Origin of the sequence: Desulfovirgula thermocuniculi DSM 16036 (assembly GCF_000429345.1) — a bacterium.
GTDB classification, from domain to species: Bacteria; Bacillota; Desulfotomaculia; order Desulfotomaculales; family Desulfovirgulaceae; genus Desulfovirgula; species Desulfovirgula thermocuniculi.
The window spans coordinates 1-21,401 of sequence record NZ_AUBR01000054.1 but is presented as its reverse complement, the minus strand read 5'-3'; the positions used below and the strand labels follow the sequence as shown (position 1 = coordinate 21,401).

At 60.4% G+C, this 21,401-nt stretch carries 22 protein-coding genes and 2 pseudogenes; 11 read left to right on the top strand and 13 right to left on the bottom strand.

The window, feature by feature from the left end:
- A pseudogene (locus tag G454_RS0111825) lies at positions 1-294 on the bottom strand (transposase); the annotation flags it as partial.
- A 103-nt stretch (positions 295-397) separates the two neighbouring features.
- Between G454_RS0111825 and G454_RS20475 the strand changes: the two are divergent.
- Positions 398-1,369, top strand: coding sequence for a copper amine oxidase N-terminal domain-containing protein (locus G454_RS20475; RefSeq protein WP_051276313.1), 972 nt, complete (start codon positions 398-400; stop codon positions 1,367-1,369).
- Between the two features lie 81 nt (positions 1,370-1,450).
- On the opposite strand, the gene G454_RS0111815 is transcribed toward G454_RS20475, so the two are convergent.
- Positions 1,451-3,235, bottom strand: coding sequence for a methyl-accepting chemotaxis protein (locus tag G454_RS0111815; protein ID WP_156896757.1), 1,785 nt, complete (start codon positions 3,233-3,235; stop codon positions 1,451-1,453).
- Positions 3,236-3,404: 169 nt separating this feature from the next.
- On the opposite strand from G454_RS0111815, the gene G454_RS0111810 reads away from it, so the two are divergent.
- Entirely contained in the window at positions 3,405-4,559 is a 1,155-nt protein-coding gene (locus G454_RS0111810; RefSeq protein ID WP_211230077.1) for an FIST signal transduction protein, read from the top strand.
- Complete coding sequence (locus tag G454_RS20470; protein ID WP_051276311.1) at positions 4,549-5,955, top strand: sensor domain-containing diguanylate cyclase; 1,407 nt, start codon at positions 4,549-4,551, stop codon at positions 5,953-5,955. The genes G454_RS0111810 and G454_RS20470 overlap by 11 nt, the downstream gene beginning before the upstream one ends.
- A 71-nt stretch (positions 5,956-6,026) precedes the next feature.
- Here G454_RS20470 and G454_RS0111800 read toward each other — a convergent pair whose 3' ends face one another.
- On the bottom strand, positions 6,027-7,259 hold the full coding sequence (locus G454_RS0111800) for a 2,3-bisphosphoglycerate-independent phosphoglycerate mutase (protein WP_245574391.1): 1,233 nt from the start codon (positions 7,257-7,259) through the stop codon (positions 6,027-6,029).
- A gap of 176 nt (positions 7,260-7,435) precedes the next feature.
- Between G454_RS0111800 and G454_RS0111795 the strand changes: the two genes are divergently transcribed.
- Positions 7,436-8,212 carry an enoyl-CoA hydratase gene (locus tag G454_RS0111795; RefSeq protein WP_027718792.1) on the top strand — a complete coding sequence of 259 codons (777 nt, stop codon included), beginning with the start codon at positions 7,436-7,438 and terminating at the stop codon, positions 8,210-8,212.
- Here G454_RS0111795 and G454_RS18930 read toward each other — a convergent pair.
- Positions 8,166-8,969: a carbon-nitrogen hydrolase family protein gene (locus G454_RS18930; RefSeq protein WP_051276309.1), complete on the bottom strand. Its 804-nt coding sequence runs from the start codon at positions 8,967-8,969 to the stop codon at positions 8,166-8,168. The two genes, G454_RS0111795 and G454_RS18930, sit on opposite strands and share 47 nt — an antisense overlap.
- Before the next feature lie 19 nt (positions 8,970-8,988).
- The gene (locus tag G454_RS0111785; protein WP_027718791.1) at positions 8,989-9,894 is read right to left on the bottom strand and encodes a heme o synthase; all 906 of its coding nucleotides are present in this window, start codon (positions 9,892-9,894) and stop codon (positions 8,989-8,991) included.
- 115 nt (positions 9,895-10,009) lie between these two features.
- On the opposite strand from G454_RS0111785, the gene G454_RS0111780 reads away from it, so the two are divergent.
- The gene (locus tag G454_RS0111780) at positions 10,010-10,807 is read left to right on the top strand and encodes a DUF1848 family protein (protein ID WP_051276315.1); all 798 of its coding nucleotides are present in this window, start codon (positions 10,010-10,012) and stop codon (positions 10,805-10,807) included.
- Positions 10,808-10,831: 24 nt separating this feature from the next.
- Positions 10,832-11,590: an arginase family protein gene (locus G454_RS0111775; RefSeq protein ID WP_027718789.1), complete on the top strand. Its 759-nt coding sequence runs from the start codon at positions 10,832-10,834 to the stop codon at positions 11,588-11,590.
- Positions 11,591-11,689: 99 nt separating this feature from the next.
- On the opposite strand, the gene G454_RS0111770 is transcribed toward G454_RS0111775, so the two are convergent.
- The 8 genes from G454_RS0111770 to G454_RS18920 form a co-directional block, all read right to left on the bottom strand.
- Positions 11,690-11,953, bottom strand: a complete 264-nt coding sequence (locus tag G454_RS0111770) for a hypothetical protein (RefSeq protein ID WP_027718788.1) — start codon at positions 11,951-11,953, stop codon at positions 11,690-11,692.
- Positions 11,954-11,971: 18 nt separating this feature from the next.
- Complete coding sequence (locus G454_RS18925) at positions 11,972-12,205, bottom strand: helix-turn-helix domain-containing protein (RefSeq protein WP_035107710.1); 234 nt, start codon at positions 12,203-12,205, stop codon at positions 11,972-11,974.
- Positions 12,206-12,218: 13 nt separating this feature from the next.
- Entirely contained in the window at positions 12,219-13,055 is an 837-nt protein-coding gene (locus tag G454_RS0111760) for an MBL fold metallo-hydrolase (RefSeq protein WP_027718787.1), read from the bottom strand.
- 115 nt (positions 13,056-13,170) lie between these two features.
- A complete protein-coding gene (locus tag G454_RS0111755; RefSeq protein WP_211230076.1) occupies positions 13,171-13,548 on the bottom strand; it encodes a NifB/NifX family molybdenum-iron cluster-binding protein in 378 nt (125 codons plus the stop codon).
- A complete protein-coding gene (locus tag G454_RS0111750) occupies positions 13,542-14,405 on the bottom strand; it encodes an Mrp/NBP35 family ATP-binding protein (protein WP_027718785.1) in 864 nt (287 codons plus the stop codon). The genes G454_RS0111755 and G454_RS0111750 overlap by 7 nt, the downstream gene beginning before the upstream one ends.
- A gap of 6 nt (positions 14,406-14,411) precedes the next feature.
- Entirely contained in the window at positions 14,412-15,275 is an 864-nt protein-coding gene (locus tag G454_RS0111745) for an ATP-binding protein (protein ID WP_027718784.1), read from the bottom strand.
- Positions 15,260-16,120 carry an ATP-binding protein gene (locus tag G454_RS0111740; protein ID WP_027718783.1) on the bottom strand — a complete coding sequence of 287 codons (861 nt, stop codon included), beginning with the start codon at positions 16,118-16,120 and terminating at the stop codon, positions 15,260-15,262. Before G454_RS0111740 ends, G454_RS0111745 begins: the two co-directional genes overlap by 16 nt.
- Positions 16,121-16,135: 15 nt before the next feature.
- On the bottom strand, positions 16,136-16,498 hold the full coding sequence (locus G454_RS18920) for a NifB/NifX family molybdenum-iron cluster-binding protein (RefSeq protein WP_035107709.1): 363 nt from the start codon (positions 16,496-16,498) through the stop codon (positions 16,136-16,138).
- 130 nt (positions 16,499-16,628) lie between these two features.
- On the opposite strand from G454_RS18920, the gene G454_RS0111730 reads away from it, so the two are divergent.
- From G454_RS0111730 to G454_RS18915, 5 genes and pseudogenes are all read left to right on the top strand, one after another.
- On the top strand, positions 16,629-17,981 hold the full coding sequence (locus tag G454_RS0111730; RefSeq protein WP_027718782.1) for a sigma-54 interaction domain-containing protein: 1,353 nt from the start codon (positions 16,629-16,631) through the stop codon (positions 17,979-17,981).
- Positions 17,982-18,124: 143 nt separating this feature from the next.
- Positions 18,125-18,505, top strand: a complete 381-nt coding sequence (locus G454_RS0111725) for a NifB/NifX family molybdenum-iron cluster-binding protein (protein ID WP_035107708.1) — start codon at positions 18,125-18,127, stop codon at positions 18,503-18,505.
- A gap of 72 nt (positions 18,506-18,577) precedes the next feature.
- Positions 18,578-18,898, top strand: a complete 321-nt coding sequence (locus tag G454_RS21815; RefSeq protein WP_027718780.1) for a DUF5320 domain-containing protein — start codon at positions 18,578-18,580, stop codon at positions 18,896-18,898.
- A 145-nt stretch (positions 18,899-19,043) separates the two neighbouring features.
- On the top strand, positions 19,044-21,065 hold the full coding sequence (gene cooS / locus G454_RS0111715) for an anaerobic carbon-monoxide dehydrogenase catalytic subunit (protein WP_027718779.1): 2,022 nt from the start codon (positions 19,044-19,046) through the stop codon (positions 21,063-21,065).
- Between the two features lie 25 nt (positions 21,066-21,090).
- A pseudogene (locus G454_RS18915) lies at positions 21,091-21,401 on the top strand (acetyl-CoA decarbonylase/synthase complex subunit alpha/beta); the annotation flags it as partial.

Sequence of the window (21,401 nt, the reverse complement as noted above, 5' to 3'; positions counted from 1 at the left end):
AAATTTGGGCAAGCTGGCCTTTTTGCCCCTTTGCTTGCGGGAAAGGTAGGAGCGGTAAGCGGAGAGCGCTTTGAGCATGGCGCACTGGAGCGTGCCCCGGTTGAGGTCGAACAGCTCACATGCCTGCCGGTAGGTTTGGCGGTTTAAATGTGCGCGGCTGGTGGTGTTCAGGGCTTCGGCCTGCTCCAGGAACCAGGAGCACGCCCGGCGGTAGGTGTCCAGCATGCGGGTCATCTTCTCCAGCTTGCCCTTGTTGGGAGGCAGGAGCTTCATCTTGAGGGTTACCGTCTGCATTTAACATCTCCTCCGGTTTACAGCTTTTTTACATTCCCTAAAAAGCCCGGTGAAATTTTTGCGCTACTGTAGGGGCGAAATGAATTTTCGGGAGGTGGACAAATTGGGAAAGACGGTGGTTTTTAAGGTTTTGCTGGCCATGCTGATGGCCGTTTTTGTGCTGTTTGCTCCGGCAGGAGTTTCCTACGGGGCAGGTGGCCAGGTTGCGGCTAACCAGAACAGCGCGCGAGAGCAGCACCAGCACCTGGGACAGGGACAGCCGCAGCATGAGGAAAGGGAGCGGCACCGCTACCGGGAAGAAGAAAAGATGGCATGGGGGGAGGAAAAGAAGAGCGTTTGGGAAAAAGTTTACCGCGGGGTGGAAAATGCCCTCTTGCATGTAAAAAACCCGGTAGCCAGAGCCGCCCTAGAAGCAATCCGGGATGGCAGGAGCGTGGCCGAAGCGGTGTACGAGGCCAAGCCATTGTTAAAAGAGTGGGTGAGGGAAAATGCTGCCGAAGTTCAGGAAGTAGTAGGACTTCTTGTAGAGGAGCTGAAGGCCGACGAAACTTTAGATAAGCACGCGAAAGTTACGCTTCTAAAAGAGGTGGGTGGGTTACTGCGCGAGCTAGAGATTTCCCACAGGGCAAGGAGCCTTTGGGAAGAAGTTTTAACTCTCGATCCCAACGATGAGGAAGCGTACCGGGAACTGGATAAGGCTTTTGCAAAAATGGGAAACCTGGCGGTAAAAATATTCTTGCGTGGCAAGCCCCTTGCCTTCGACGTTCCGCCGCAGGTGGAAAATGGGCGCACCCTGGTGCCCGTGCGCGCTCTGGCTGAAGGACTTGGGGCACGGGTTTCCTATGAAAACGGCCTGGTCACCATTGCCCACCGCGGGGCAACGGTGGTTTTAAAGCCCGGCTCAAGCGAGGCCTGGGTGGGCGGTCGGTTAGTAGTGCTGGAGGTGCCGGCCCGGGTGGAAAACGGGCGTACCCTGGTACCCCTGCGCTTTGTCAGTGAAGGGCTGGGCGCTAAAGTGAACTATTACCAGGAGAGTAACCTGATTGCCGTAAGCGGAGACGCTCCGGAAATGTAAGGGTGCCTTCACAAATGATGAAGCCGCCTCCCCTGAACCTTTACCTGGGTGAGGCGGCTATTGTGTTCTTGATCGGCCCTATTAGAAGCGGTAGCGGTTGCTCAGGCGGTACAGCTCTTCGGAGAGCTGGCGCAAGAGGCTGGCCGTGGAGGAAAGCTCTTGGGTGGCGGCGGCCTGCTCCTCGTTGGTGGCGGCCACGCTCTCCATGCTAGCGCTGATCTCCTCTACGGCGGCGGCCACGTCCTGGGTGCGCTGGGCCAGTTCGCCCACCTCTTCCATGATGGCGCGGAAGGCCTGGCTGGCCTGATTCACTGCCTCCAGGGTGGCCTTCATCTCCCGGCGATTGGCCTCAACGGCAGCCACCATCTGTTTGGCTGCGCTCAGGATTTCCTCGATGATCTGCTGGATTTCCCTCGCCGCGCCCCCGGACTGCAGGGCTAACTTGCGCACCTCTTCGGCCACCACGGCAAAGCCCCTGCCGTGCTCGCCGGCCCGCGCGGCCTCAATGGCCGCGTTCAGGGCGAGGAGGTTGGTCTGCTCGGTGATCTGGGTAATGAGGCTCACGATCTCCGAGATGCGTACCAGTGAGCTGTCCAGCTGGCTGGCAATCTTGCCCACTTCGGCGGTGGCCTGCGAAACGGATTGCACCTGCTGGTCCATTTTTTGCGCCAGCGACGCCCCTTTGCGGGCGTTTTCGGCCACCAGCCTGGCTCTCTGCGCTACTTCCTCCACGTTTTGGGCCGCGTTTTCCGTACCCCTGGCCACTTCCTGTACGGTGGCCGCGCTGTCGGATGCGGCGGCGGATATCTGCTGGGCGCTTTCATCCAGTTGGCCGGCCGCCTCCTTTAGGTGGCTTGCCCGTTCGACCAGACGCCCGAGCACGTCCTTCATGCCGGCGATAAGCTCGTTTAGGGACCTGGCCAGGCGGCCCAGCTCGTCCGCCCGTTTCTCTTCAATGCTTCCCGTGAGGTCCCCTGAAGCCAGCTGCCTCACCGCGGCGTCCAGCCGGTGTATGCGCGCGGTCAGCTGGCGGCCCAGCACGAAGGCCAGCGCGCCGCCCAGGACAAAGGCCAAAAGCGAAAGGGAGATCATGGCTTTTTCCAGGGCCGCGGCCTGGGCATAGGCGGCGTCCAGGGCTTCCTTCTGCATGTTGTCGAGCCTCTGCACCAGGGCCTGGCAGGCGGTGAGGTAATCCTTTATTTTGCCGCCGTTGGCGGCTACGAATTCCTGCAGCTCTTCCTCTTTAGCCCGGTTGTCCTGGCCGCTAAGCTTTAGCTTGCGGGACTCTTCCTTTAAGGCCATGGCCTGCATGGCCGCTTCCTTGGCCGGGCCGAACATCTCCCGGGCCATCTCCCAGGCTTTTTTGGTTTCCCCGCTGAAGTAGGGTTCCAGGGCCATAAGCTGGTCCTCGGCGTTCTTCCACAGCCCGGTGGCCTGGTCGGCCTCATAGGGCCACCCGGTGATTAAAAAGGAACGCGTGGAGAGGGCCGCCTGCTGGGCCAGGGAGGCGGCATCGTTTACCCTCCTGGCCAGGAAGACTTCGCCGTGAAAGACCCGGTGGTAGAGGAGGCGCTCCTGCTGGATGTTGTATACGGCCAGAGCAATAACGGCGGCAAACAGGATGAGGACGGCGCCAAAGGAGAGGGCCAGCAGCCTGCCCACGCCAAAGCGCACCTTGGTGAGCTCCCGGTAGGCGGCGCATTCGCGGCACCGCTCTATTTTTTCCGCCATCGAGCCCTGCACTTCGCCGTGACAGAGGGTGCCGGCCACTTCCCAGCAGCTCTGCCCCTTCCCCTGCAGGAAGGCGGGACACTGCTCGCGCCGCTCCGGGGGGCAGTCCAGGTAGTTCCAGCAATTTCTGGCCACGCTTCCCAACGCTCCTTTTTTATGAGGTTTATGTTGTTCGCCTCCGTAGCTATTTTCGGCAGGGGAGGTAATAACTTTATAAAAGCCGTGCTTTTCGGAAGCAGGTATTTGGGTGATGAGGTAGAATCTTCATATAAAATTAGCCGCTTTTGCCGGAGTAGGTTGGGGCATGCTGAGAGCAGGAGTTGGGTACAGTTTCCGGCAGGATTCCCGCGAGGCCGCCCGGGAGGCAGCAGGCCTGGCCGTGTCCCGTTCGGGGAGGCCCGCGCTTACTTTTCTCTTCACCACGGTGGATTATGACCAGGAAAGGGTTCTGGAAACGGTGCTGGAGGAGACGGGCACGGCCAAGCTGGTGGGCGCTTCCGGGGCAGGAATCGTTACGCGGGAAGGGATTAAAAGGCAAGGGGTGCAGGTGTTAACCCTGGCAGGCGACGGTATCGTGGCGGAAACGGCGCTTTTAGACATCCCCTCGGGGCAGGCCGCAGAGACGGGCAGGGCGCTGGCCGAAAAGCTTTTGGAGGGGTTCCCCATGAAAGAGGGGACGGTATTTTTATTTCCCGACGGGCTATCGGGCAACCTCGCCCGCTTGCTCCGCGGCGTTTACGACCTGATGGGGCCTGGTTTCCAGTATGCCGGCGGTGGAACGGGGGATAACCTTTCTTTTTTAAAGACCTTCCAGATGACTGAAAGAGGGGTGGCCAGCGGGGCGGTGGCCGCCGCGCTGGTTGGAGGGTGTTCTTTTGCTGCGGGCATCGCCCACGGGTGGGCGCCTTTCGGCCCACCGCTCTTAATTACCCGTGCCAGGGGCAAGGAGGTCTTTGAAATAAACGAGCAGCCTGCCTTTCAGGTATACGCGCGCCAGCTTGGCGGCATTTGCCCTGAGGACTTTCCCTTTCACGCCGCCCGCTGTCCGCTGGGGGTGCCGGATGCCACCGGCAGGTTTATCATCCGCGACCCGGTCAGGCTGGGGGCAGGGGGAGCCATGGAATTTGTCACCGAAGTTCCTTGCGGCGCGGTGGCCTACCTCATGCGCTTTCGCGCGGTGGAGGAATTGCTGGGGGCGGCCCTAGAGGTGGTGCGGGAAGCCTGCCGCCTTCTTCCCGTCCCGCAGTTTATTTTGCTCTTCAATTGTGTTTCCCGCGTGCTGCTCATGGGAGAGCGTGCGGACCGGGAGCTGGAAAGAGTCAGGGAAATAACGGGAGATGTGCCCGTAGCGGGCATGTTGACCTTTGGCGAGATCGGGAGCTTTGACGGCGGGGTCCCTCTTTTCCACAACAAGACCTTCCTGTGCGTGGTGGGAGGGAGGAAGCTACATGAGTCCTGAGGCTCTGGAGCTGGCCCTGTTGTACGAGGTTACTTCCCTCCACTGGCCGGGCTCGGAAGAGGATCTCTTTGACGAAGTGGTGGAAAAGGCGGTGCGCCTTTTCGGCGCGCAGAAGGTAGCGCTGTTTCTTTACTGCCGGGAAACCTTTAAATCCGGGTGTTACACCTGGGGCTTTGGCCGGGGTGCCCACCATTTTTCCGGGGAGCATTTGGAGGGCCTGGCAGCCGGCGGGAATGTTTACGTGAAGAATCTCGGCTCCCCGCCCCTGGGGGTGCTGTATTTCGAGAGGCGGCGCGACTTTAATTCCCATGAACAGCGCTTGTTGGACGTCTTTGCCGGGCGCCTCGCCAACATCCTGCAGCTGCGCCATTGGGAAGAGACAAGCGAGAGGCTGGCGAGGCATCTCAGGTTGGTGGTGGAAAGCACCACCATGATTGGCTTCTTTTCCTTTGACGTGCAGGGAAACGTGCTCCACTGCAACCGGGGGGCGCGGCAGGTTTTCGGCTGGGAAGGGCTGCCTGCAGGCGGAAAGTGGATGGAGCAAATTGAACCGCGGGGCGAGTTTACCAGAGCGGTTAGGGAAGTGGTGGCGCGCGCTCAGGTAGCGGACCCCGGGGAATGGCAGGTGAAGTCCCTCGACAATGCCCTGCGTTGGGTGCTCCTCACCCTCATTCCCCTCCGGCGGGAAGACAGGGTGGCAGAGGTTTTGGCCGTGCTGGTAGACATCACCGCGCAGAAGCAGGTGGAGGAGGAGCTGAAGCGGCAGAGCATTTTCGATAGCCTGACCGGCCTTTATAACCGCAACTACTTTGAACGGCGGCTAAGCATCTGGCAGCAGGACGGCACGTGGCCGGTAGTTCTCCTGGTGTGTGACGTCGACGAGCTGAAGCTGGTAAACGACTGCCTGGGCCACAGCCAGGGAGACGAGCTTCTTAAGCGGGTGGCGGCCATGCTTCGACAGGTGTTTCCTCAGGAGGAAATCTTCCGCGTAGGGGGCGACGAGTTTGTGGTCCTCCTGCCGGACAGGGACGAGAAGGGGGCACAGGAAGCGTACGCCAGGCTGATGGCCGCGCAGGAAGAGTTTAACAGAGAAAACAGCCCTGTGCCCGTAAATATCTCTGTGGGTGTGGGGGTTGCCCGCGGCCCCCATGAAGACCTCCACGAGGTCTACAAGCGGGCCGACGACGAAATGTATGAGGATAAGCTGCGGCGGTGCCTTGACGGCAGGGCGGCCCTCGCGCGCACCCTGCTGGCAGCCCTCCTGGAGAAAAACCCCCTCCTTAAAGAGCGCGCCAGGCAAGGGAAGCAGTTTACTTGGCGCCTGGTGAGGGCAACGGGTCTCTCCCCGGAGGAAGTAGAGCGCATAATTAACGGGTCTTTTAAAACGCGGCCCTAATTAACAATGAAGTAAAAGGGCTCGCCCGGCAGTTGCGGCGAGCCCCTTTCGCGCGAAGATTTTTTAGACTTTCAGGCGCTAAACTTGGCCAGCCGGCGCCCGTGGGCCAGCATGAGCCCCATCACGTTTACGGCGCGCAGGTGCCCGAGGCTTCCCCTCTGGCAGGCACGCTCGTTAAAGCCGGAAGCGTCGCTGTCCGGCAGGACCCAGGGGGAATGCAGGAGCAGGGGCACCGGATGCCAGCTGTGGCTTTTGAGGGATGCCGGCGTGGAGTGGTCGCCCGTGATGACCAGCACGTCGGGCTTTAAATCTAAGAGCTGCGGGAGGTACCGGTCGAACTCTTCCAGCACCGCCACTTTGCCCCTGGCATTGCCGTCCTCGCCCCGGGAGTCGGTGGCCTTAATATGTATAAAGAAATAGTCGTAGCTTTCCCAGTTTGCCTTTAAAGCGGCCAGCTCGTCGGCAATTCTTTCCCCGGGGAAGGAGAGAATGTCCATGCCCGCCAGGGCGGCGAGCCCCCGGTACATGGGGTACACGGCAATGGCCGCGGCCTTTAAATGGTAAAGGTCTCCGAGTGGGGGGAGGTCGGGCTTGGAGGAGAACCCCCGCAGGAGCACGTAGTTGGTGCCGGGCTCATCCTTCAGCACCTCTGCGGCCCGGCTCACGAATTCCGCGGCTACGGCAGCCGTCTTGCTGGCCGCCTCGCAGAGGGCCTGGGGTGGGAGTGGGGTTTTTCCTTCCTTCTGGGGGTCGGTGTCGGCCACCCTCTCGTCCAGGCCGGGTCCGCGGAAGATAACGGCAAAGCGGTGCTCCTTGACGGGGAGCACGATCACCTCCACATCCCCGATGCGGGGGATGCTTTCCTGCAGGCGGGCGCACGCGCGGGCCGTGTGCGCGGTGGTAGGCCTTCCCGCCCGCCGGTCCACCACCACCGGCGTGCCGTTTTCGTATTTTACGGTGGCAAAATTTCCCCTCACGGCCACATCGCCCGGGCCGGGGTTGAAGCCCGTGCCCAGGGCTTCCAGGATGCCCCTGCCGATGACCCACTCCAGGGGCTCGTAGCCGAAAAGGGCCAGGTGCCCGGCGCTGCTCCCGGGGGTGACGCCGGGCAGCACGGGATCGATCAGTCCTAGAGAAGACCTGCGGGCAAGCTGGTCGAGGTTGGGCGTGTGGGCCGCCTCCAGTTCGGTCAGGCCGTTGAGCTCGGCTGCCGGCAGGCCGCCCAGGCCGTCCAGAACTACGAGGACGAGCTTGGTTTCTGCCGGCTGGGCCAGGGCACTGAGAACCTGGTGTACTGGCTGCAAGCTTTTCCCTCCTTGAATGGCATTGCCTACCACGATTATAGCACGGTCCGGGGTCATTTTTTAGCTATTTTGCCCGGCTGCGGAACGCCGTTATGTTTTAAGAGCTGGCAGGATTAAAAGTTTGGCATTGAGAATATTTATGGTCATGCACGAAAAAGAAAGGGGGAAGGAACTGCATGGACTATCAGAATCTTCTGTATCACGAAGATGAGCGGGTGGGCATCGTTTCCCTTAACCGCCCGGAAAAGCTAAATGCCCTCTCCAGGGCCCTCCTGAAAGAGCTGGCGGACCTCCTGGGAAAGATCGGGCGGGAGAAGAAGGTAAAGGTGGTGATTATCAAGGGGGTGGGCAGGGCCTTTTCCGCCGGGCACGACCTGAGGGAAATTGCCGAGGGTTCCCCGCAGGACGTTTTGGGGCTCTTCCAGACCTGCTACTTAACCATGCGGGCCGTCAGGGAAATCCCCCAGCCGGTAATTGCCCAGGTGCACGGCGTGGCCACGGCAGCCGGCTGCCAGCTGGTGGCGGCAGCAGATCTGGCCGTGGCCGCGGAGGACGCCCTCTTTGCCACCCCGGGGGCGCGCATAGGGTTGTTCTGCACCACGCCGGCGGTATTTTTAAGCCGCAATGTGGGGCGCAAAAAGGCCATGGAGATGCTCCTCACCGGCGATTTCATAGACGCCCGGGAGGCACTGGCGTGCGGCTTGGTAAATAAGGTAGTCCCGCGGGAAAAGCTGGAGGAGGCCACCCGCGAGCTGGCAGCCAGGATAGCCCAGAACAGTTTTTCGGCCATTGCCGTGGGCAAAAGAGCCTTTTACCAGCAGCTGAACATGGAAGATTTCCAGGCCCTAAATTACGCCACAGAGGTTATTTCCCTAAATGCCACTACTGCCGATGCCCGGGAGGGAATCAGGGCTTTCCTGGAAAAGAGGAAACCGGTATGGGTGGACGGGTGAGGTTGGCCACATCCTCCAGGTAGGGCCAGCGCTGCCTGACGCGGGAAATCCTCGCGAGGTCCAGCTTAAAATAAAAAACTCCCGGCTCACGCCCGCAGCTCAAGAAGCCGTAGCCGTCCGGCGGGGCGAGGAAGCTCTCCCCCATCACTTCCCGGCCATCTGCGTAGCTGGTGGCGGTATTGTTGGCCATGGCCACGAAAACGGTATTTTCACAGGCGCGGGCGGTGCCTACGGCGTGCCACAACGGCATGCGGGTGGCCGGGATATTGGCGGGGTTGAGGATGAGGGCCGCTCCCTCAAGTGCCAGGCTGCGCGCTATTTCGGGATACATGAGGTCCACGCACACCACCGCACCCACTTTCACGCCCCGGTGTTCCACCACGGGGAGGAGGGTTCCGGGAGCAATGTAGTCCCTTTCGCCGATGGCCTGGGAGGGGAAAAGCTTTTCAAAGCAGACGGGAGCGTCCAGGTCCCCGCCCCAGAAGATGCCCCGCGAGAGGATGCGCCCCCCGCAACGCACGTACTGGGCTCCGGAAACCAAGAGGCACCGGCGGCTGCTCACTTTTGTAGCCAGGCCCTCCACAATTTTAAAGTATTCTTCAAAGTCGACCACCGCGGGTCCCAGCCAGTCCTCCGGCAGCAACACCAGGTCCGTGCCCGGTGTGATCCGGGAGAGGTAGTGGGCCATGCGGGCGACGTTTTCTTCCGGATTATCGCCGCGCGGGAACTGCACAATGGCCAGCGTTAGGCGCTGCATGTTAACCTCCTTGGAGGGCTTAGAGCCAGGCGTCCAGCATCATGCTCAGGAAGAGCACGAAAAGGTAGGGGCTGGAGAACTTGAAGAGGCGCCAGGCGTTTTGCGGCGTGGGGTGAAGGTATACGTGCAGGGAGAGGGCCAGGGAGGCGGCGCCGGTTAGCAACGCCGTCACGAGATAAATGCGTCCCCACGGCCCCGCCAGGTAAATTAAAAGCGAAAAGGCTACCATGAGCACCACGGTGCTGAGCAGGCAGTGCAGGGCTTTTCTGGCTTCGCAGACCACGGGAAGCATGGGCACCTTAACCCGCGCGTAATCTTCGCGGTAGAAGAAAGCCAGGCTCCAGATGTGGTTGGGGATCCACAGCACTACCAGGGCGGCCATAAGGACGGGGAGCAGGTCAATTTTGCCGCTCACAGCCGCCCAGCCAAAGAGGGCCGGCACCCCTCCTGAGAAGCCCCCCAGGATGATGTTCCAGGAACTCCGCCGCTTCAGCCAGAGGCTGTATACTCCCACATAGCCGAGCATTCCTGCCCAGAGACAGGCAAAGGCCACGGGATTGAGCAGCCACCCCAGGATGAGGGAGGAGGTGAAGAGCAACAGGCCCCAGTAAAGGGCCCGCACGGGCGGGCTGATCCTCCCCGCAGGGATGGGCCTCCTCCTGGTGCGCTCCATGGCCGCGTCCAGGTCGCGGTCGATGTAGCAGCTCACGGCGTTGGCCCCGGCGCAGGCCAGGGTAACCGCCACCAGGGCGGCGGCAAACTGGAGGGGAGCAAGGGGGCTATACATCCCCTGCGCCACTATCATGGTGGCCAAAGCCGTAAAGACGAGAAGGAAAACCGAGCGCGGCTTGGTAACCTCTAAGTAGGCCAGGACCGTGGTCCAGAGGTCGGCGCCGGCCTTGGTGGCACTGGTTTCCGTCTTCACTTTCTTTCCTCCCCCGGGATTTTAGGATTCTGGCCAACCCCTAAAGTATTCGTTTATGATATACTTGATTCCTTCCGGGCAGAGGGCAAATCGGGGAGGGGGAAGGTTGCCGCGCGTGAAGCCGGGAGATTTCAAGGTGGTGGTGAGCATTTCCCGCCGCACCGAACCCTACTTTCATGCGGCCAGGCTGGGAGAGTTGCTTTCTGCCCGCTACCCGCCCGCAAGGGTGCACACGGTGGTGGTCTGGACCAAGTACCCCGAGGCGGTGCTGGTCAGGCTCAGGCCCGTGCTTGAGGGTTACGCCCAGGTGTACGTTCACCTTACCATAACCGGTCTGGGGGGTACGCCGATGGAACCCCGCGTGCCCCCTCCGAAAGAGGTGCTGGCCAAAATTCCGGCGCTCATTGCTTTTCTCGGTGACCCCCGCCGCCTGCGCGTGCGCCCAGACCCGCTGGTGGCGGTGAAGCGGGGCAGGGAAGTGATCTCCAACGTAGAAGCGGCAGCGGAGGTCATTGCCCGGGCTGCCTCCCTGGGGGTAAAGAGCTTTTCTACTTCCTTTGTGGAGCTGTATCCCAAGGTGCGCCGGCGCCTGGCCGCGGCGGGCTGGGAGGCGATACCCTTTCTGCCGGCGGAAAGGGAGCGCATAATGGCGGAGCTTTCCCTGGTGGCCGAAAGGCACGGCGCCGTGCTTTACACCTGCTGCGTGCCCGGCATGCCCATGTCCCGCTGTATTGACGGAGAACTCTTAACCGCCCTGCACCCCCTGGGGGAAAGGTGCCGCGCAGATAAGGCCGGGGGCCAGCGGCCCCTTTGCGGCTGCACCCACGCGGTGGATTTAGGGTGGTACAGCATGGCCTGCCCGGCAGGGTGCCTGTACTGCTATGCCGGCGGCCGTTCCCAAGCCCTTTTATAAAGTAAATTACGGGGAGGGGAGATGTTGAAGGTAGTTTTTCACCCGCGCTACCACGAGGTCTACGCCTCAGATCCCGCTGCCGCGCCGGGGAGGCTGGAGCCTGCCGCCGCCTTGCTGGCGGCGCGCTTCCCCTTTGTGGAGCCCTACCCGGCAGCCGAAGAGGACGTGCTCCTCGTGCACACGGCGAGGCACCTGACATGGGTAAAGCAGCGCCCCCATACCTACGAGCTGGCGCTTTTGGCGGCAGGCGGGGCCATCACGGCTTCCCAACTAGCCGCGCAGGGGGAAAAGGCTTTCGGGTTGATCAGGCCCCCGGGGCACCACGCCAGCCCGGACTCCAGCTGGGGCTTTTGCTGGTTTAACAACGTGGCCATAGCGGTGGAAAAGCTGAGGCGCGGCGGCGCTATTGCCAGGGCCATCATCATTGACATCGACCTGCATTACGGTGACGGCACGGCCAATATTTTTGCCCGCGTTCCCGAGGTGGTTTACCACCACGTGAAGGGGATGGGCCGCCAGGACTTCCTGCGCGACCTGGAGGATTTTCTTTCGCGGCAGGGGGACGCCGACCTGGTGGCCGTTTCCGCCGGCTTTGACCGGCACGAGCACGATTGGGGCCGCATGTTGAAAACGGAGGATTACCGTAGCGTGGGGCAAATGGTGGGCGCTTTTGCTGCCGCTCACTGCCGGGGCAGGGTGTTTGCCGTGCTGGAGGGAGGCTACAACAGCGATACGCTGGGCGAAAGCGCCCTGGCCCTTCTGGAGGGGCTGGAGGAAGAGTAAGAGATTACCCTCTCCGCGGGCAGGGCAAGCCGGGGCGGTTGCTTGAGTGCCGCGCAAGAAGCCGGCGGCCCGGAAAAGGAATGAAGCAACGCCTGCGCGCTAGGCCAGGTTGGCCTCCTTCAGCCGGCGGTAGATGTACTGGCGTGCCTCGTCGCTGTCCTCCTCGCCGAGCCGCCGCAGGTCCATCAAATCTGGAGGCAGGGAAGCCAGGAAAATGCCCCTGCCGTTTTTTTCTACCACCAGGAAGAGGTCTTTTTTGCCGAAGACAGGGACGGCGTAATCCCCCCGGGGGTTGACAAAAACGGCCATAATGTCCCAGTTGTCAACGAAGTATTCTACGGCATCCTTGAGCTTTATGTTCACGGCCTTCCAGGTCCTCCCTTATTCCTCGCACTCGCAGTACTTTAGCTGCTCCGGGTCTGCCTTTTCATAGTAGTGGCGGGCAAACTCCTCGAAGGTTATGCCCAGGGCGTTGGCCCACTTTTGCGCCACGCACAGGCGGGGTGGCTGCTCGCCCCTCTCAATGGCCAACAGCTCCTTAACCGTGATCCCCACCTTTACGGCCATGCTGGCGGCAGAAAGGCCGCGGCTCTTCCTCACATCCGCAAGAGCCATCTTCAGGCCCCCCTTATTTCCTTATGGGTAAAGTAAAAGAGGCGCCGGCGGGGGCAAAGTGGAAGGCACTGCCAAAAATGGCGGCCAGGCGTGCCATCATGGGCAGGCCGGTGCAGTGGTTGGCGGCAAGGAAGGAAAGGTCCAGATCTTTTAAGTACGCTATGGTTGCTTCCTGCTGCTCTTTAGACACCGGCCCCAGGTGGGTGCCGCCGATGATGCCGTAGACCCGGCTTACCCCGGTAACCTGCCGGGCGTGCTCCACAATGTTCACCACGCCGGCGTGGGCACAGCCGAGAATTACCACCAGGCCCTCGGCGGTAACGCAGTAAAAGCTCATGTCGTCGCGGAAAGGGTCGGGCACCTTTTGGTTGCCTTCCAGGCAGAAAAGGTTGGGGTCCCCCCGTTCAAAGGCCGTTTTGCGCGGCACCTCGCCGCTCACCCACAGGCCGGGCAAAATTTCTACGGGTTCCCTGACCTCCCTGAACTCTGCGCCCAGGCTTTCAAGTTCTGCCCTGCGGAAGGGCACCCCTACGTAGCGCTCCCTCGGCTGGGCACTGTAATGGAGGGCAAAAAACGCGGGGTGAACGTACACGGGCAGGCGGCCACGCGCAAGCAAAAAGTCCCGCATCCCCCCGGTGTGATCAAAGTGGCCGTGGCTTAACACCAGGGCCTCCACTTTTTTAAGGTCTACCCCCAGGGCGCGGGCATTGGCCACGATATTCCCGCGGCCGCCGGTGTCGAAAAGGATGGCCCTGCCCTCTTTTTCCACCAGCAGGGCCAGGCCCCACTCTCCCACGAGGCCTGTTGGTAAGCCAACGGTATTTTCTACCAGGACGGTTACCTTAACCACCGCCCATCCCTCCTGCCGTTTTACAGTATCTTACCAAAAAACAGGGGCCCGCAAAAGGGGAAAAGGCCCCGGAGGGCCGGGACCTTTACCTCTCCAGGGCGCGCCGAAAAAGCACCTACTCGTGGCAGCGGTGGTCGTGGCCGTGCCCGTGCTCGCAGCAGCTTACTTCCCGGGTGACCAGCTCGCCGCGGGCGTAGGCGCGGGCTACCTCGCCGACGCTGCCGCTGGCGCCGGTAATTACTTTCAGGCCGTGCAGCTGCAAGGCCTGAATGGCCCGCGGCCCCACGCCGCCCAGGATGATCGTGTCCACGCCCTTGCGCTTGAAAAGCTCTGCCAGGCCCTCGTGGTTGTGCTGGAGGGCGGCGGTGGAAACAACCTCCTGGCCTTTGATTTCACCGCCGGACAGTTCGAAAATGACGAATTCTTTGCTCCGCCCGAAATGCTGGTTTACAAACCCGCCCTCGTTGGGAATGGCTACCTTCACCTTCACCACGCTCCTTCTTCCTTAGTTTTTTGTAGGAATTCCACCAGCGGTTGGATTTCCTTCATCAGCGGGCCATCGTAATTTTCCACCAGGCCGGTATCGGCCAGCGCGGTAAAGTGCGGGTCCACCGGCAGGGAGCCTAAAAGCGGGAGGCCGTTTTTCTGGGCCGCTTCCTTCACGTGGCTTGCCCCAAAAAGGCGGATGCTTTCCCCGCAGGAAGGGCAAACCAGGTAGCTCATGTTTTCTACCAGCCCCAGAATGGGCACGTTAACAATGCGGGCCATTTTCATGGCCTTTCTCACCACCATCATGGCCAGGTCCTGGGGCGAGGATACCAGCACCAGGCCCTGCAGGGGGAAGGACTGCATTACCGTGAGGGGTATGTCGCCCGTTCCCGGGGGCATGTCCAGGATGAGGTAATCGAGCTTCCCCCAGGCCACATCGGTCCAAAACTGCTTTACGGCTCCGGAAAGGATTGGCCCGCGCCAGATCACCGGGTCGTCTTCCTGAGGCAGCAGCAGGTTAAGGGACATGATGTGGATGCCCGTGAGGGTTCTGGCCGGTCGCAGGAACTTATTGTCCATTTCAGGACGGTCGATGACCCCGAAGAGCTTGGGAATGCTGGGCCCGGTAATGTCGGCATCCAGTATGCCCACCTGGAAACCGCTTCTTTTAAGGGCTACGGCTAAAAGGGCACTTACGGAGGATTTGCCCACCCCGCCCTTGCCGCTCATGATGCCGATTACTTTTTTGATCTCTGTAAGCTCGTTGGGAGGCAGGATGGGGGGTGAGGAGCAGCTTTCCGGCTGGCAGTGTTCCGTTCCTTTGTCCGGGCAAGTACGGCAATGCCCTTGGTGCTGGGTCAAAACCTCTCACCTCTTTCCCAAGATCTTTTTCACTTCCCGCCAGAGGGCGGTTATCTGGCCTGCCAACGGGCCGCCCAGCTCTACCACCGGCTGCCCTTTTTTAGTTGCTTCCATTGCCTTTTCGTCATAGGGAAGCTCTCCTACCACAGGTACGGACCGCTGCCGACAAAGGCGCTCTATCTCCTGCGTGATGGCAGGCTCCAGGTCGCATTTATTGATGCAGGCAACGGCATGGCAGCCGAAATGATCCGCCAGGTCCAGGACCCGCTCCAGGTCGTGTTTCGCGGCCAGGGTCGGTTCGGTAACCACCAGAACCAGGTCAACTCCCGCCAGGCAGGAAATTGCCGGGCAGCCTATGCCCGGGGGCCCGTCGGTAATAATCAGTTCCTTTTTTTCTTCCTCGGCCAGCCGGCGGGCCTCCCTGCGCACGGCGGTGACCAGCTTGCCGGAGTTGTCTTCCCCGGCACCCAGCCGGGCGTGGACAAGGGGACCGTATGCGGTGTCGGAGATGTGAAGGCGACCCGCCACGTGTTCCACCATTTCCACCGCCTTGCAGGGGCAGGTGTGGTAGCACACCGCACACCCTTCGCAGCGGCTTTCGTTCACCACCAGGCCCGGCTCGATGGCCTCAAAGGCGCAGCGGAAGACGCACAGGTAGCATTCCAGGCACTTTTCCCGGTTAATCCTCGCCTTTGGCATACCGTAAAAGGGAAAGGACGAGCGCGTGACCGGCTTGAGCAAAAGGTGGAGGTTGGCTGCATCCACGTCACAGTCGGCCATTACCTTGTTGGAGGCAAGGACTGCCAGGCTTCCGCTTATGGTGGTTTTGCCCGTCCCCCCTTTGCCGCTGAGGATTACGATTTCGCGCATTTTAAGCCAGCCCTTTCAGAGATAGCGTGAAGTAGTTCCCGGAAGTGCCCCTTCCAGGCCGGGTGAACGGCAATTGGCGGAATACCCCGGGCGTACCCCCTGGCTACGTCCCGGTCAAGAGGTAGGCGCATGAGCAAGGGAAGGTTTCTGGTGCGGCAGAACTCTTCTACAGGTTCATCCCTACCGTCAGAACGGTTTACCACTACCCCGCAGGGAATCCCCAGCTGGCTTACCATTTCCCAGGCCAGCTCCAGGTCGTGCAGCCCGAAAGGGGTGGGCTCGGTAACCAGGAGGCAAAAGTCGGCTCCCTCCACCGCCGCTACCACCGGGCAGGAAGTTCCCGGGGGCGCATCAACGATGTTTAGCGCGCCGGCCTGCGCCCTTTGCTTGACTGCCCTGATGAGAGGGGGGCTCATCGCCTCGCCTACTTTAAGCCGCCCGTGCACAAAGCGTATCTTCCCGCACTCTCCCTCCTCCATCTGCCCGATTTCCCGCCAGCCGGGGTGGATGGCTCCTGCCGGGCAGAGGTGCCAGCACCCCCCGCAGCCGTGACACATGGGGGAAAAAACCATTACCTCCTGTGGCAGCACAACCAGAGCGTGAAAGGCGCAAACATCCGCGCACCGACCGCACAAGGTGCATCTTTCTTGCTCGATGACGGGCACCCGTACGCGAACGGCTTCTTGCCCAGATAGGCGGGGCTTTAAAATAATGTGAGCGTTGGGCTCTTCCACGTCGCAGTCTAAGAAACAAACCTTCCCTTTCTCCGCTGCCACCAGCGCCAGGCTGGTAGACACGGTGGTTTTTCCGGTGCCGCCCTTGCCGCTGGCCACGGCCACGATCATTGCCGGCGCCCTCCCTTATGGCTTGTGGCCGCCGGGGGCATTTGGCTGGGTAAGCAAAGGGAGCCGGTTTTGGCGGTAGGCCTCCAGGTTCTGCCGCACCGTCCCGACTGTACCTTCGTAGACCTTGATGCCTGCCTTTTTCAACACTTCCATCGCATTTGGTCCTAAACGTCCCGTAATGACCGCGTCCACCTTGAGCTTTATCATTAGCTGCGCCGCTTGAATGCCCGCACCGCCCGCAGCGCCTGGACCGGGATTGGGTACGTGTTCCCATTCCCCCGTCTGGGGATCCGCCACCACAAAGTAGGGGCAGCGCCCGAAACGCAGGTCCATTGGGGCATCCAGGTGAGTTCCTTGAGCACAAATAGCAACCTTCATTTATCAATCGCCTCGCGCCGAAATTTTTGAGAACTGTAACCATTTTATAATTGTAATTGACATATGTCAATAACTTTTCTAAAATTTTTATAGCCCCGCATTTCCTTTGCTATACGGGGAGGGGGCCCTGATGAGAAAACCTGCACCTGATAACGTGGCCCAGGTCATTTTGGACAGCATCAGCGACGGGGTCTTTACCGTGGACCTGGACTGGAGGATAACTTACTTTAACCGGGCGGCGGCGGAGATTACCCAGGTGCCCCAGGAAGAGGCCTTGGGGCGCTTTTGCTGGGAGGTTTTCCGCGCCAATATTTGTGAAAGGGAATGTGCCTTGAAGCGTACGCTGGAAACCGGTTGCCCGGTGATCAATAAGGCCGTTTACATAGTAAATGCCGCCGGTGAGAGGGTGCCCATAAGTATTAGCACTGCCGCGTTGAAGGACGGAAGCGGGAGGGTAATTGGCGGGGTAGAAACTTTCCGCGATCTTTCCCAAGTCGAGGAGCTGCGCCGGGAACTGTACCAGAAATACTCTTTCATGGACATAATAGGTAAAAGCCCGCCCATGCAAAAGCTTTTCTCCCTTTTGCCGGACATTGCCGCCAGCGATGCCACCGTGTTAATTGAAGGACCTACGGGTTCCGGCAAGGAACTGGTGGCCAGGGCCATCCATAACTTGAGCCCTCGCCGCCACAGGCCTTTTATAGCCTTTAACTGTGCCGCCTTACCCGACACGCTCCTGGAATCGGAGTTGTTTGGTTACAAGGCTGGGGCTTTTACCGGTGCCGCAAAGGACAAGCCGGGCCGCTTTGCCCTGGCCCAGGGGGGTACCATCTTTCTGGATGAAATAGGAGACGTCTCGCCGCTCATGCAGGTGAAGCTCTTGCGGGTCCTGCAGGAAAAGGAATACGAGCCTTTGGGAGCCGTTGCCCCGGTAAAGGCAGACGTGAGGATTTTGGCGGCCACCAATAAGGACCTTGCCTCTCTGGTGGAACAGGGTTTGTTCCGCGAGGACCTGTATTACCGGCTTAACGTAATTAAAGTTACCCTCCCTTCCCTGGCCGCGCGCAAGGAAGACCTCCCTCTCTTGGTGGACCACTTCCTAGCCAGGCTTAATGCCCTCCGGGGAAAAGCGGTGGAAGGGCTTTCAGAGGAGGCGTGGCGCATCCTGTGGGGCTACCACTTTCCGGGAAATGTGCGGGAACTGCAGAACATCCTTGAACACGCTTATGTTCTCTGCAAGGGCGGTTTAATTACCCCGGAACACCTCCCATCTTACTTGCACACGCAAAAACGAGACCAGTGCCGGCGTCAGCCGCTGGAGGGAGGTACCCTGGCCGAGGTGGAGGCGCAGGCGATTTATGAGGCCTTGCTGCGCCATAAAGGCAACCGCACGCGGGCGGCCAGGGAGCTGGGGATCGACAAGACCACCCTCTGGCGCAAGATGAAGCGCTACGGCATAAAGGTGCCTTCTGTTGAGGGATAGTTGCAGAACGCCATGGAAGAGGTTCAGCACCATTGCAAATTGCCATACCCGTTATGGCCCGGGCCCTCTCATTTGGCGTGTAAAAGGGCTCTCTTTTCTGGCATTCCTTTTGCAAGAAAGGCAAGACAGGTCGGGGTGGTTTGATGAAAATTGCGCTCGCCCGGTGGGACAAGTACATTTCGCCGCTTCTGGATGCGGCGCAGGAAATACTGCTGGCGGAGGTTGATAAGGGGCAGGTTACTTCACGCCGGCAGGTAAGGCTGGTTAACGATGGGACCGGGGTATCTTTGCCGGAACAACTTGGGGAGCTGGGTATAGACGTACTGATCTGCGGGGGGATCAGCAATGCCCTTTATTACTGGCTGGTGGCCAGGGGAATTCAGGTTTTCCCCTGGGTGAGCGGGGAGGTGGAGGAGGTCTTGCGGGCGTACCTGCGGGGGGAACTCTACCGCTCCCGCCATACCATGCCTGGTTACCAGCGCTGGCGGCGCCGTCACCGCCGCCGTTGGAGGAGGGGGTGGTGAAAAAAGATCCCGCAAAAAGAGCTTAACGGCTCCGGTAAGGTAACTAAAATACAATGAAGGGAGGTAGTTCTCATGCCGAGAGGTGATAGGACCGGACCTTGGGGCATGGGGCCCATGACCGGCAGAAGGATGGGCTTTTGCGCTGGCTTTAACATGCCCGGCTTTGCCAACCCGGCGGGTTGGTGGTTTGGCCGCGGCCGGGGCCGCGGTTGGGGTCGCGGCTGGGGCCGTTGTTGGGGATTCCCTTTTGGGGCCTTCTGGCCTTCCTTTGGGCTCGCCGGCGCCAGCTTTCCCAAGGAGGTCCTCAAAAGCTGGATTGGCTATTGGGAAAATATGCTGGGAAGCCTTAAGAGGAGTTTGGAAGAGAAAGAAGGCCCCAAAGAGGGAGAATAATGAAACGGGGAGCCCGGGCGGCGCCTTTCGCGCCCTGCCCGGGTCCTTTTGTTTTTAATGGTCACTTGGGTGTTGACAAATGTTCATAATAATTGGTAAGATGACACAAGAGAAACTTGACAAAAGTTCATAAAGGGGGATAGCCATGCCGAGGTTTAGAGACCCGAGCCTTACCAGCCGGCCGTCGGACAAGACTCCTCGGGTAGTGGAGCCCAGGAGCGTGAAGCGTTCTGTGGACCCGGCTGTGCTGGAAATGATTGATGTGGCCAGGGAGAAGGGGGTAATAACTGCCTTTGACCGGGTAGTGGCCCAGCAGCCCCAGTGCCAGTTTGGCTATCGCGGCATTTGCTGCCGCATTTGTATGATGGGTCCCTGCCGCATTAAATCCGACGAGGGCCCGGCCAGTCGTGGCATTTGCGGGGCCAACTCCTGGACCATCGTGGCCCGCAGCGTGGGGGTGATGATCCTCACCGGTTGCGCTTCCCACGCCCAGCACGGCAACCACATTGCCCACGTGCTGGAAATGGTGGCTCACGGCAAGGCACCGGATTATGCCGTCAAAGACCCCGAGAAACTGCGCCGCATTTGCCGCCAAATGGGCCTGGAGGCCGACGGCAAAGACGATTTGACCCTGGCAAGAGAACTGGCGGAACTGGCCCTAGAAGATTTCCGGCGCTTAAAGGGCGAAGGGGAAGCGGCCTGGATTGTCCACAAGGTGGTCCCGGCCCGCAATGAGAGGTACCGGAGCCACATGGTCATGCCCCACGGCATCCACGCCACCATCTCCGATCTGGTGACCCAGGCCCACGTAGGCATGGACAATGACCCGGTGAACCTGGTTTTCAGCGCGGTGCGAGTTGGCTTGGCCGACCTGGCCAGCATGTGGTTGGCCACCGACCTCTCGGACATTCTTTTCGGCACCCCCCGGCCCATTGTCAGCGAGGCCAATATGGGCGTTTTGGACCCGCAAAAGGTCAACGTGGTCGTGCACGGCCATAACCCCCTCTTGAGCGAGATGATTGTGGCCGCGGCCCGCGAGCTGGAAGGTGAAGCCAGGGCGGCCGGTGCTGACGGCATAAACCTGGCCGGCATCTGCTGCACGGGTAACGAGGTGCTCATGCGCCAGGGCATCCCCGTGGTGACCTCCTTTGCCTCCCAGGAACTGGCCATTTGCACCGGTGCGGTGGATGCCATGGTGGTGGACGTGCAGTGCATCATGCCCGGGCTGAGCGCGGTGGCCCAGTGTTTCGGCACGAGGCTGATTACCACATCCGATATTGTCAAGATGCCCAACACCATGCACATCGATTACCAGGAAGCCCGGGCCATGCAGAATGCCAGAGAAGTCATCCGCCAGGCCATTGAAGCCTTCAAGGAGCGGGCCGGTCGCCCGGTGCACATTCCTAAGGTGAAGAACAAGGTGGTGGCCGGCTGGAGCCTGGAAGCCATCCTGGAGCTTTTCAGGGCCATTAACCCCGCTAACCCCGTACGGGTGCTCAATGAAGCCATTCTCTCCGGCGAGTTAAAGGGCGTCATCCTCATGGCCGGCTGCAACAACCTGAAGACCTTCCAGGATCAGGCGCACATAGAAATTGCCAAGGCCATGCTCAAAAACGACGTCTTTGTCATCTCTACCGGCTGCCATGCCCAGGCGTGCGCCAAGGCGGGGCTCATGGACCCGGCTAAGGTGGAAGAGCTTTGCGGGCCCGGACTGAAGAAATTCTATCGGCGCATAGCGGAAAAGGCCGAGCTCAAGTACGGCCTGCCGCCTGTCTTCCACATTGGTTCCTGCGTGGACAACTCCAGGGCTGCCGAGCTTTTAATGCTTATGGCCGACGACCTCGGCGTGGATACCCCGAAGGTGCCCTTTGTGGCTTCCGCTCCCGAAGCCATGAGCGGCAAGGCCACCAGCATCGGCACCTGGTGCGTGGCCATCGGCCTGCCTACCCATGTGGGCACCATGCCCCCGGTGGAAGGGTGCGACCTGATCTACAGCATTCTTACCCAAATTGCCTCGGACGTGTTTGGCGGGTACTTCATCCTGGAGCCGGATATTGAGGTGGCCGTGCAAAAGCTCTTAAATGCGCTGGAATACAGGGCGTGGAAGCTACGCCTACACCGCCAGGTGGCCGAAGAGTACGAGTCTGCCCTGTCCATGACCTGGTAAAGAAGGCTTACGGGGAGGAAACGGTATGGCCGAAGCCATCAATTTTGACCAGATATTTGAAGGCGCCATAGAGCCGGGCAAGGAGCCCAAGAGGCTTTTCAAAGAGGTATACGAAGGGGCCATTACAGCCGTAAGCTACGCGGAGATCCTGTTGAACCAGGCCATCCGCCGCTACGGCCCGGACCACCCCATTGGCTATCCCGACACCGCCTACTACCTCCCGGTCATCCGCTGCTTGAGCGGCGAGGAGATCAAGACCCTGGCCGACTGCGTGCCGGTCTTAAACCGCGTGCGGGCGCAGTTCAAGGAGGACTTCCGGGACTTCACCAACGCCCG

What these genes read in the sequence shown, in the direction of transcription:
- G454_RS0111725 (WP_035107708.1), top strand. Translation starts at nt 18,125, where the DNA reads ATGAAAATTGCGCTCGCCCGGTGGGACAAGTACATTTCGCCGCTTCTG.
- G454_RS0111795 (WP_027718792.1), top strand. Translation starts at nt 7,436, where the DNA reads ATGGACTATCAGAATCTTCTGTATCACGAAGATGAGCGGGTGGGCATC.
- G454_RS0111730 (WP_027718782.1), top strand. Translation starts at nt 16,629, where the DNA reads ATGAGAAAACCTGCACCTGATAACGTGGCCCAGGTCATTTTGGACAGC.
- G454_RS20470 (WP_051276311.1), top strand. Translation starts at nt 4,549, where the DNA reads ATGAGTCCTGAGGCTCTGGAGCTGGCCCTGTTGTACGAGGTTACTTCC.
- G454_RS18925 (WP_035107710.1), bottom strand. Translation starts at nt 12,205, where the DNA reads ATGGCTCTTGCGGATGTGAGGAAGAGCCGCGGCCTTTCTGCCGCCAGC.
- G454_RS18920 (WP_035107709.1), bottom strand. Translation starts at nt 16,498, where the DNA reads ATGAAGGTTGCTATTTGTGCTCAAGGAACTCACCTGGATGCCCCAATG.
- G454_RS0111810 (WP_211230077.1), top strand. Translation starts at nt 3,405, where the DNA reads ATGCTGAGAGCAGGAGTTGGGTACAGTTTCCGGCAGGATTCCCGCGAG.
- G454_RS21815 (WP_027718780.1), top strand. Translation starts at nt 18,578, where the DNA reads ATGCCGAGAGGTGATAGGACCGGACCTTGGGGCATGGGGCCCATGACC.
- G454_RS0111740 (WP_027718783.1), bottom strand. Translation starts at nt 16,120, where the DNA reads ATGATCGTGGCCGTGGCCAGCGGCAAGGGCGGCACCGGAAAAACCACC.
- G454_RS0111745 (WP_027718784.1), bottom strand. Translation starts at nt 15,275, where the DNA reads ATGCGCGAAATCGTAATCCTCAGCGGCAAAGGGGGGACGGGCAAAACC.
- G454_RS18930 (WP_051276309.1), bottom strand. Translation starts at nt 8,969, where the DNA reads ATGCAGCGCCTAACGCTGGCCATTGTGCAGTTCCCGCGCGGCGATAAT.
- cooS (WP_027718779.1), top strand. Translation starts at nt 19,044, where the DNA reads ATGCCGAGGTTTAGAGACCCGAGCCTTACCAGCCGGCCGTCGGACAAG.